The organism is Endozoicomonas arenosclerae (assembly GCF_001562015.1).
In the GTDB taxonomy this organism is placed as follows: Bacteria; Pseudomonadota; Gammaproteobacteria; order Pseudomonadales; family Endozoicomonadaceae; genus Endozoicomonas_A; species Endozoicomonas_A arenosclerae.
The window spans coordinates 1-10223 of the sequence record NZ_LASA01000162.1 but is presented as its reverse complement, the minus strand read 5'-3'; the positions used below and the strand labels follow the sequence as shown (position 1 = coordinate 10223).

Annotated in this window: 10 protein-coding genes; 6 read left to right on the top strand and 4 right to left on the bottom strand. The window is 48.6% G+C overall.

The window, feature by feature from the left end:
• Positions 1-216 precede the first annotated feature (216 nt).
• A complete protein-coding gene (locus WG89_RS24610; protein WP_153301804.1) occupies positions 217-1371 on the top strand; it encodes a hypothetical protein in 1155 nt (384 codons plus the stop codon).
• Between the two features lie 275 nt (positions 1372-1646).
• Positions 1647-2648 (top strand): substrate-binding domain-containing protein, encoded by a 1002-nt coding sequence (locus WG89_RS24605; RefSeq protein ID WP_062270334.1) that lies wholly within the window; start codon positions 1647-1649, stop codon positions 2646-2648.
• A gap of 43 nt (positions 2649-2691) precedes the next feature.
• Here the strand turns inward: WG89_RS24605 and WG89_RS24600 are convergent, their stop codons facing one another.
• The 3 genes from WG89_RS24600 to WG89_RS24590 are packed head-to-tail and all read right to left on the bottom strand — an operon-like array spanning position 2692 to position 5674.
• Positions 2692-3345 (bottom strand): bifunctional 4-hydroxy-2-oxoglutarate aldolase/2-dehydro-3-deoxy-phosphogluconate aldolase, encoded by a 654-nt coding sequence (locus WG89_RS24600; protein ID WP_062270333.1) that lies wholly within the window; start codon positions 3343-3345, stop codon positions 2692-2694.
• A complete protein-coding gene (gene edd / locus WG89_RS24595) occupies positions 3342-5150 on the bottom strand; it encodes a phosphogluconate dehydratase (protein ID WP_062270332.1) in 1809 nt (602 codons plus the stop codon). Before edd ends, WG89_RS24600 begins: the two co-directional genes overlap by 4 nt.
• Positions 5147-5674, bottom strand: a complete 528-nt coding sequence (locus WG89_RS24590; protein ID WP_062270331.1) for a gluconokinase — start codon at positions 5672-5674, stop codon at positions 5147-5149. The genes edd and WG89_RS24590 overlap by 4 nt, the downstream gene beginning before the upstream one ends.
• Before the next feature lie 130 nt (positions 5675-5804).
• Here WG89_RS24590 and gntU point away from each other — a divergent pair, with 130 nt between their 5' ends.
• Complete coding sequence (gene gntU, locus WG89_RS24585; RefSeq protein WP_062270330.1) at positions 5805-7151, top strand: gluconate transporter; 1347 nt, start codon at positions 5805-5807, stop codon at positions 7149-7151.
• 42 nt (positions 7152-7193) lie between these two features.
• Here the strand turns inward: gntU and WG89_RS24580 are convergent, their stop codons facing one another.
• Positions 7194-7625: a DUF2147 domain-containing protein gene (locus WG89_RS24580; RefSeq protein WP_062270329.1), complete on the bottom strand. Its 432-nt coding sequence runs from the start codon at positions 7623-7625 to the stop codon at positions 7194-7196.
• Between the two features lie 155 nt (positions 7626-7780).
• On the opposite strand from WG89_RS24580, the gene WG89_RS24575 reads away from it, so the two are divergent.
• The 3 genes from WG89_RS24575 to WG89_RS33030 all read left to right on the top strand — a co-directional run.
• Positions 7781-9751 (top strand): NERD domain-containing protein kinase family protein, encoded by a 1971-nt coding sequence (locus WG89_RS24575; RefSeq protein WP_062270328.1) that lies wholly within the window; start codon positions 7781-7783, stop codon positions 9749-9751.
• Positions 9752-9813: 62 nt separating this feature from the next.
• Positions 9814-9984 (top strand): hypothetical protein, encoded by a 171-nt coding sequence (locus WG89_RS30650; protein ID WP_153301803.1) that lies wholly within the window; start codon positions 9814-9816, stop codon positions 9982-9984.
• 62 nt (positions 9985-10046) lie between these two features.
• Positions 10047-10223, top strand: a 177-nt coding sequence (locus WG89_RS33030) for a helix-turn-helix domain-containing protein (protein WP_153301802.1), incomplete at its 3' end; no start/stop codon positions are given.

Sequence of the window (10223 nt, the reverse complement as noted above, 5' to 3'; positions counted from 1 at the left end):
GCCTTTTGATCCTGTGCCTCGATAAGAATTGATCAGTGGAGACAGGTCGAGCTGGTCAACAACATCCACCACAAAGCGAGCCATATGACCTTCTGGAAGATAATCCTGGATGCTGGCAGGGAAAAGGTCGGGAGTGTTTCGGTCGACCGGTTTGAACTTCCACTTATTCATAGTGCTTTGAGTGTTACTGGTACTGGAATCAGGATTTTACCTGTTTTGCTGGTTAAGTCCGACAGGCTCCTAGAGCACTCGTATCAAAAGCAAAGTACTCATAAGCCTGCAGCAAAGGGCTATCACGCTGCTCATAAAAGTCATCAGCGAAAAGATCAGGCACAGCTCCAGCGGGAGCAGCTTACAAAATTGCTGGACGGTATTGATAGAGACCCTATTGCCGTCATCACGGGTCTCTCAGCAATACCGCATGAGCAAATGATCCCCTCATACAGATCAACCAAGCCTGCTCATAGACTGCCAGACACAAAGCCTGGTATTCCCTGGGATCAGGTCAAGCACCCGTTTTATGGAGAACAACTGACTCTGCCCGAAATAGAACAGCTAATGAAAGATCAGGCCGAGGGCAAAGGTAAAACATTCCAACAGAAGGTTGAGGACAGTGTGTCCAAGCTCACTGACTACCGACAAAAATACGCAGGCGTGGGTGAGATAAGGTTGAACTTCAAGCTGCCCGAAGCCGTGCAACCGCAACCGAAAGAAAAACTTATTGAAGGTATGACTTATTCTGCACGTGAACTCGAAGGGGAAACCAAAGCAGTAGACTGGGGTGCAGAGCCCGCCCATCTGGGAACCCTTAACGTATTGCCTCGCCTTATGATGGCTCCCCTGAAGGAACTAAGGGAGATGGGTGAAGCCGCTCCTGATGAAGTGAAAGAACTTCTGGAGACAAAAGTTAGGGGCATCCCCTTCAAACACTGGGGAAATTACGCTGAGCTTCAGGAGAAATGCTCTGCAAATTTCGAAAGCTTCAAGAAAAAAGCGGAGCCAGAATTTAGAGCCCACTTGGAAAAAATGCTCGAAGACCCTCAGGTCTACGAAACAGAACAGAGAAAGTTTATTGCTGCTGTCATGGAAGAAATTCAACAGAGCTTTGTTGATAACCAGGTAGATATAGAAGATTTACTGGAAGAATTTGACACTGACTATGTCGACAATACTACTGAATTCCTGCTGAACAAGTCATACAGTATGGCGCTAACCAAGCAGGGCTGGACTGTGCGTAACACGCTTAATCAATTGATCGGATTACTGGAAAAAGCGAATAGTCTCATAACTGACCATTACCATGACTCGGGTATATCCTCATCATCAGGTACTGACTCTGATTCCACCAGTGACTCAGAAGAAAAAGCCTGAATGCAATAAGGATTTGTCTCGAAATAACTTCCCGGTTTACATAGGGATTCCGTTCACCCTGAGCTTGTCGAAGGGTCGTGGCATTGGGCTTCGACAGGCTCAGCCCGAACGGGTTTGAGAAGGGTTCCACAAGGAAATTATTTCAGGACTATTCCTAAGGGGCTGATCATTCGGCCCCTTTTACTCTCAAAGTTAACAATTTACCGATTTTCCGGTAAATTCTGCCCTATTCAGAAACAGATCGTTTTCTGACCCGTCTAATGCACCGGTATTGAATGAAAGCCAAAAACAGACGTCTTGCCCTCCAGGATATTGCTGACCAGGTAGGCGTAACAAAGATGACCGTCAGCCGCTACCTGCGTGCTCCTGATCAGGTGTCCAAAGCCACCGGTGAAAAGATACAGAAAGTCATTGATGAAGTCGGCTATGTTGCCAGTCGTGTTCCTGACATTCTCTCCAACGCCACCAGCAAAGCGATTGGGATTGTGGTGCCTTCCCTTTCCAACCAGGTTTTTTCTGCCGTTGTTCAAGGCATAGAAAACATCACAGAGCCTGCTGGTTACCAGACCATGATCGCTCATTATGGTTATGACAAAGAAGTGGAAGAAAAACGCATTGAGTCCATGCTCTCCTACCATGTTGATGGGCTGATTCTTTCCGAATGCGACCACACTGAAAAATCGTTAAGAATGATTGCCAATGCCGGTATACCGGTCGTCGAAGTGATGGACTCTCGACTGCCCCCAATAGACCTGTCAGTCGGCCTGGATCATCAGATAGCCAGTGAAGCCATGCTCAGAAAAATGATCAGTCGAGGCAAAAAGAACATTGTCTTCTTTGCAGCCCGAATGGATGTCAGGGTGCGTCAACGCCTGACAGGCTATCAATCCATCATGAAAGAGCTGGGTATTGAACCCGTTGTGCTATCCACAGAAGAACACTCTTCTTTCACTCTTGGAAAAGAGCTGATGACTCAGGCACTCAATCAATACCCGACACTGGATGGCGTCTTCTGCTGTAACGATGACTTGGGCATTGGCGCCATTCTGGAATGCCAACGGCGCAATATTGCCATCCCGAACCAAATTGCCATTGCTGGATTCAATGCTCTGGATATTGGCAAAGCCATTCACCCCAATCTGGCCAGTGTTTCCACGCCCCGTAAGGCTATCGGAGAAACAGCAGCACAAATGCTTCTGGATAAGCTGACTGGAAAGAAGGTCGGAGAAAACGTAGTCGATCTGGGCTTTTCGATCTTTGAAGGCGAGAGTATCTAGACTTTGAATCAGAGCCTGCCTATAAGACAGGCTCAAAAAGATATCACACAGCCTGCTGTCCTTTTGCCAGGGCAACGGCCTCAGCCGATAACTGAGTAATAGCCTCCCAATTTCCTGCCTTTACCAGATCACTCGGCAACATCCATGAACCACCGATCGTCGCTACACATCCCAGAGCCAGATAGTCGTTCATATTAGCTGGACCAATGCCTCCTGTCGGACAGAATCGAACTTGAGGCAGCGGTGCAGAAATTGCCTTCAAGGCTTTCACGCCACCATTGACTTCAGCAGGGAAAAACTTGAGATGATCATACCCGTGAGCCAGGGCTGTCATGACTTCTGAGGGGGTTGCACAACCAGGAATCAGTGGCGCTGTCCCTTTGCTGGCATGTTCCAGCAATCCAGTAGTAATGCCTGGAGAGATGACAAACCTGGCTCCTGCCTCAACTGCGGCGTCGTATTGCGCTTCATTGATAACCGTTCCCGCGCCCACCATGGCGTCGGGCATAGCTTCACTGATAGTACGGATGGCTGCCAGTGCTGCGTCCGTTCTCAGAGTGATTTCAAATACTTTGATGCCGCCTTTGCTCAGAGCCTGAGCCATAGGCAGTGCATCTTCAACGTTGTTAATAACCATAACCGGCACAACGGGAGAAGCTGCAAAAACAAGAGCGGGTTCAATGGCCCAATTACTCATTGATTGTCTCCTGGAAATAAAATGGATGCCCCCTGCTCAGCACTGGAAATCAGCTGACGGAAACCATTGAACAATTCACGGCCACACCCTGAATGTTGAGGTGACAGGTCAGGACGGCTTTGGCTTCGCTCCGAAAGCACTGCATCCACAGAGATTGTTCCTTCCCTGGCATCCACAGTAATCCAGTCGCCCTCTTCAATAAATGCCAATGCACCGCCCTTTTCCGCCTCGGGTGTCACATGAATCGCGGCAGGAATTTTACCTGAAGCACCAGATAAACGACCATCTGTTACCAAAGCAACTTTGTGGCCCGCTTTCTGAAGGTTACCCAGAATCGGCATTAACATATGCAGCTCAGGCATACCATTGGCACCGGGGCCATTAAAACGCACCACTATGATAGCGTCTTTATTCAGTTTGCCCTGCTTGTAGGCCTCTGCAACATCATACTGAGAATCAAACACCACTGCAGGTGCCTGAGTCACCCAGTGCTCCTCGGCAACGGCGCTGACCTTGATAACAGCACGCCCCAGATTACCACTGAGCACTTTCAAACCACCGGTTTCAGCAAATACCTGCTCCGGTGCCACAATCACTTCAGGGTCTTTGGAGACACCCGCGTCTTGCCAGATGACTTTGCCATCCACCAGCTCAGGTGACTGCAGATAGTTCTCCATAGTGCCATAGCAGGGGATGGCCTCCATATTAAACAGACCACGCCTGGCCAACTCAGACAACAGAACCGGAACGCCACCAGCTTTCTGGAACTGGTTAATATCAGCTTTACCATTGGGGTAAACGCGAGTCAGCAAAGGTACAGCCTGGGAAAGCGCTTCAAAATCATCCCAGGTCAACAACAGACCTGCTGCTCTGGCTACCGCAATCATGTGAATAGAGTGATTGGTGCTTCCACCGGAGGCCAGAAGGGCTACCAGTCCATTGACCAAACTGCGCTCATCCACAACCTGCCATAATGGTCTGTATGAAGGAGCATCAGGAGTCTGGGCAGCAATAGACGTCGATGCCTCAGCAATCAGAGCATCACGCAACTCACTTCCAGGGGGAATAAATGCAGAACCAGGCAGCATCAATCCCATCGCTTCAAATACCAGCTGGTTGGTATTGGCGGTGCCATAGAATGTGCAGGTGCCTGGAGAGTGGTATGCGCTGCATTCCATTTTCTGCAGAGCTTCCTGACCTACTTCTCCAGCCACGTATTGTTGACGGACCTTAACCTTCTCGTCATTGGTGATGCCTGTTGGCATAGGCCCTGAAGGTACAAACGCTGTTGGCAAGTGACCAAACGACAAAGCCCCCATGAGTTGCCCCGGGGCAATCTTGTCACAAACACCCAGCAACAGAGTGGCATCAAAGGTATTGTGGCTTAAACTAACCGCAACACTCTGGGCAATGACATCTCTGGAATACAACGACAGATCCATACCGGGCTGACCCTGAGTCACACCGTCACACATGGCAGGCACACCACCCGCTACCTGAGCACTATGACCCATAGCATTCAGAGCCTGTTTGATCTTGCCAGGGTACTCCCTGTATGGCTCATGAGCACTCAGCATATCGTTGTAGGCAGAAACAATGGCTACATTAGCTGTAGTAAAGTTCAGGATACGATCTTTCTGCTCACTGCCACAGGCGGCTACTGCATGGGCCAGGTTGCCACAGCTCAGTGACTTTCTGACTTTACCAGTACTGGCCTGCTGCTTCATTCGCTGGACATAGTCTTCACGGATTTTCCGGCTGCGCTCGGCAATTCTCCGGGTGACTGATTCTATAACCGGGTTCATGCTGCCATGCCTCCACTCAGATCGGATACAGCCTGTGAACAAGCTGCAACTACCTGATCAATGCTGTTGGAAATATCAATACGAACGACACCAGGCTCATTCTCTTCAGGCTCTTCCAGAGTACTGAACTGACTCTGCAACATGGTTTCACGCATAAAGTGTCCCTTACGGGCTTTCATTCGCTCAAGAATAAGATCATAGCTACCATCCATGTGCAGGAAGTAAACCTGATTATTGCCCTCACGGATGGTATCCCGGTACTTCAATTTCAGGGCAGAGCAAACCACCACCGCCACTTCATTCTTGACTTCTACACTGTAGGCAACATCCCTGATACGCTCGAGCCACGGCTGACGGTCTTCGTCGTTTAAAGGCGAACCACCGGACATCTTCTCAATGTTACTTCTTGGATGCAGATCGTCACCGTCAATAAACTTGGCACCCATCTCATGACTCAATGCTTCACCGACTGTGGACTTACCGGAACCACAAACGCCCATTACCACGAAAACCTTACCAGCCATTATTTGATCTCAATCAATAATTACCAAAAAAGTCAGAAAATTAACTTCTTCACATAAAATGTTATCGGTAACATGTTACCGGTAACAGCACTTCATGAAAAGTAATTAATACATTCGAGAATTACCGCCAATGTCCGATTTGTCTCTGATATTTACTGCCGCAGGTTCGATCATCCTGCTGCTGTTTCTGGTGATGAAAGCCAGACTTCACGCAGTCGTGTCCCTGATTCTTGTCTCCATGATTGCCGGTGTCACCACTGGCATGAACCCAACCGACATTGCCGCTACTATCCAGAAGGGTATGGGTGGCACACTGGGCTTTGTAGCCGTTGTAGTGGCACTGGGCGCCATGTTCGGTAAAGTTATGGAAACAACAGGAGCTCTGGATCGTATCGCCCAAACCCTGTTGAACCGTTTTGGTTCAGAACGGGCCAACTGGGCCATCACCATTACCGGCTTTATCTGTGCCCTGCCCCTGTTCTTTGATGTGGCCGTGGTGCTTCTTATTGGGGTGGTGTTCGCCATTGTCCGTAAAAGCAAGGACAGTGTCGTAAAAATGGGTATTGCACTGCTGGCGGGTATCGCTACTTGTCAGGCCTTCCTGATCCCGGCTCCGGGCCCAATTCTGGTGGCTTCTCAGCTGGGCGCTGACTTTGGCTATATGATTCTGATTGGTCTGACTGCCTCTATTCCTGCCATGATTCTGGCTGGCCCCATGTTCGGCTCTTTCATCAGTAAAGTGGTTGATGTACCTCTGCCAGCCCACGCTAAAGCCAGTGAAGAATTCAAAGACCGTGGCGGTGAGCTGCCATCTTTTGGTCTGGCATTCGGACTGATTATTCTGCCTCTGATGATGATCGGCCTGCAGACCATTGGCGCTCGTTTTGTAGCTGAAGACTCTGCCATTCACGGCTGGCTGACATTTATTGGCCACCCATTCACGGCCATCATGGTTGCGTGTCTGGCGGCCTGCTACCTGCTGGGTATCAAGCGCGGCTATGACAAGGATGAAGTGATGAACATCTGTGGGTCTGCATTGCAGCCAGCCGGTGTCATTATTCTGGTTACCGGTGCTGGTGGTGTATTCAAGCAGGTTCTTGTGGATTCCGGTGTAGGTCAGGCGTTAGGCAATATGCTGGCAGGAAGTGGTCTGCCTATCGTGGCCCTGGCCTTTATTCTGGCGGCTGCCGTTCGAGTTATTCAAGGTTCCGCAACCGTTGCCATGCTGACTGCCTGTGGTCTGATTCTGCCAATGCTGGAGCCTCTGGGTCTGTCTGGCGCCCAACTCGCTGCTATTACTGTTGCAATCGGCGGTGGCTCAATTGTTCTTTCCCATGTCAACGACTCTGGCTTCTGGCTGGCCAACCGTTATCTTGGATTGACTGAAAAACAGACTCTGCAAACCTGGACAGTCATGGAAACCATTATCGGTACGACGGGTGCCCTGGTTGCCATGGGCTTCTCTCTGTTCCTCTAACAAAGCCTGTGGGCAGGCATTCAGTCTGCCCACCTGTCTATTTTATTCTGCCTTAACCCAGACCTGGGTTCTTCCCAACAGAGCAAAACCCAGATATCCCCTGACTTCCAGCTTCTCACCGTCTTCTATCAGCTTCATACTGGCACTGTAGATTTTGCCGGAGGTGGGATCAAGAATCTTTCCATCGTCGTATTTTGAGCCATCCTTTTCCATGCCCCAGATAAAGGTCAGCCCTTCCAGCTTTTGATTCTTTTTATCACCTTCGCACTTTTCACAAACCATATCCCTGGCTTCAGGATCAAGGATCTGTTCAATCTTACCTTTCAGCTCATCACCGTCTTCCCAGATGGTCACCAAGGATTCTGCCTTGTTGGTTTCTTCATTCACAGTATGCCACTGACCCACATAGCCGTTTGCAAATGAGATAACAGGCAGGATCATCATGGATGCCGTCAGCAGAATTTTTCTTAACATAGGGTGCCTCTTTTTCTTATTGTTAGATGATCCGATACTAATCGGATCAATGTTAAACAGCCAGCTAAACTATTCTGACAGTCTTGATTGGAATTTGATCCGCAGATTCCCTTCAAGAATTTTTTATTAACGCATCCACTGTCCGGAAGTTGACCATGGCCAAACAAATCAGTTTTGGTAACGCTGTAAATGACGCTGAGCGCTGGGCCTTTAAACTGCTATCCAATGAGTTACCTCAAAACTACCTTCTTCTAACCAATATTGAGATACCGCTTCACAGTGGTCAGGCGATGGAAGTGGATGCACTGGTCATCGGCGAATGGGGTATTTATGTTGTTGATGTTAAGGGCTACATAGGTCGACTGAATGCGGGTCAGCACGCCTGGTCGCTGGATGGCCGGGATGTGGATAACTGTCTGGCCAAAGCCAACTACGTAGCCAGAGTTCTGGCCGGAAAAATAAAGCATAAAATTCCCGTGGGGGTTTATGCCCCCTGGTGTCAGGGAATGGTCTTTGTAACTGGGCGCAAAGGCGAAGAGATCATGCTGGAAAAAGACGATGGATCGTTAAGCATCTATACCCCTGAACAAATCGTTTCAGCACTGACCCATCAATGGGGATTAACAGCTCCGAAAAAATTTCCAGTCACTGAAAAACAAAAAGAACATGTTCTGGAAACTTTAGGACAGGTATCAGTGGTTGAGCGCCGTAATAATCGCATTCAAGACTTTCACAAAGTGAAATGCCTTTTCATTCAGCATGGTCTTGAAATCTGGCAGGCAGAGTACCAGCCTGGCGATTGGTCTGCTCCCTGGTTATTAAAGATTCTGGTTTCAAGCGGTTTTGAAAGCCCGCAAATCCAATACACTCAAGAGCAGAAGCTCAGGGATGAATTCCTCAGGCTGCAGAAACTCTCCGGATGCACCGGTGTCCCTTACTGCGCTCCTCTGATCCAGGATGGCGAACAACTGGTACTCCCGATAAAAATGCCCAGAGGTGTGCCTTTAAGTGCATTTAAACCACAAGAGCACACCACCTACCAATTGCTGGAAGCTCTGAGACATTCGGCCCTGGCTTTGCAACAAATTCACCGCCGGGGTTATACCGTAGGAAACTGGTCAGAGAACTGTGTATTTATTACAGACGACGGTGACATTGAATACATTGATATCATCAATGGCTCAACACTGGATGACGACATTAAAAACTACGCTGCGTTATTCTGCCCATTGGCCAGACAAACCCGTCAACCACGAATCTATCAGTGGTATGAACAGGCTGCGGCAGGCAGGCATCTGGATTTAGACTGGTTATGTTGCGACCTTTCAGCCCTCATAGAAATGGGTATTTGTGACGGAGAACAACGTGCCGTCACCCTTCAGAAAGGTGCCATTATTGACCATCACTTTCAACTTGAAGAATGCATTCAGGCCAGTGACACCAGCCAGCTTTGGCGAGCCGAACACCTTCAGGGACAATACGCCTGTGGTATCTCAATCTATCACCAGATCAATGAGCACTGGCCAGAATTAAGCTGTTTATACCGAAGTCTTTCACACCTGTTTCATCCCCATATTGAACGGGTCATCGCTTTTGGCCAGCTCCCGGCCAGTCAGGATTTGTTTATCGCTCGCTATTGGTTAAAAGGTTATTCTCTGGATGAGCTCGAACACTATGAAGAACAACAACCCCAGATGTGGTTTGCTCAATTACTCACCGGCCTGCAATACCTGCACAAAATGAATATTTTCCATGGGGCGATCTGCCCGAAAAACATAATATGCAACCCAGTAAGGGCCGTTCTGGTCAACTTCGGAGTAGGTCTGGATATTGCCGCAGAATCCTATTCCCAGCAGTATGCAGACCCCGATCTCTGGGCGGAAGAAAATGACATTGAGAAAGATCTCTACGGTCTGGTGGCCAGTTTTGTCGATGTTTTGACACCCATCCGCCTGAATAGTCAGCGATCAAGGGACTGTATCCTGAAAGGGCTCGATGCTATTGACCCTAACCTGGTCGGTCAAAAGCTGTTTGAATCCTGCCAGAATGTTCTTACTTTCAACTTTTCTCCAGACTTATCAGAAAGTTACCTGACCCAATTTGGTCTTGAATCCTCATCCCTTTAAAAAAACTGATATTTAACAGGCATCTATATTGGAAGGAGTGGGAAGTAAAAGAGAATATAAAAATGGATATACCTGGCAATCGTGGAAGGCGAGATAGCCTGGACAGTGGCATTGAATCACCATCCAGTGAAACTCCTCCAAAAATAGGCAACACCTTTCATAAACAAGTGCAATCATTCAGTCTTGGTGAAAGAATTACTGAAGAGTCATCAGGAGCCAATCAGGCTTATTGATCTGGGCCAAAACTTCCCGACAAGAGTTTCTGTATAACTGACACCTCATATTTGAGGTGTACATGAGCAAAGTCGACGGCCGTAAAATTTCCCATGATGTTCGAGAATCTATTCGTTTAGAGGCTATACACCTATGGCTGGAGGGCGCCACTGTCAATCAGCTATCCGAAAAGTATTCTACTCACAGGTCATGCGTTTACGACTGGATTGATCGTTATGAACGAGGTGGCTTGGAAGCC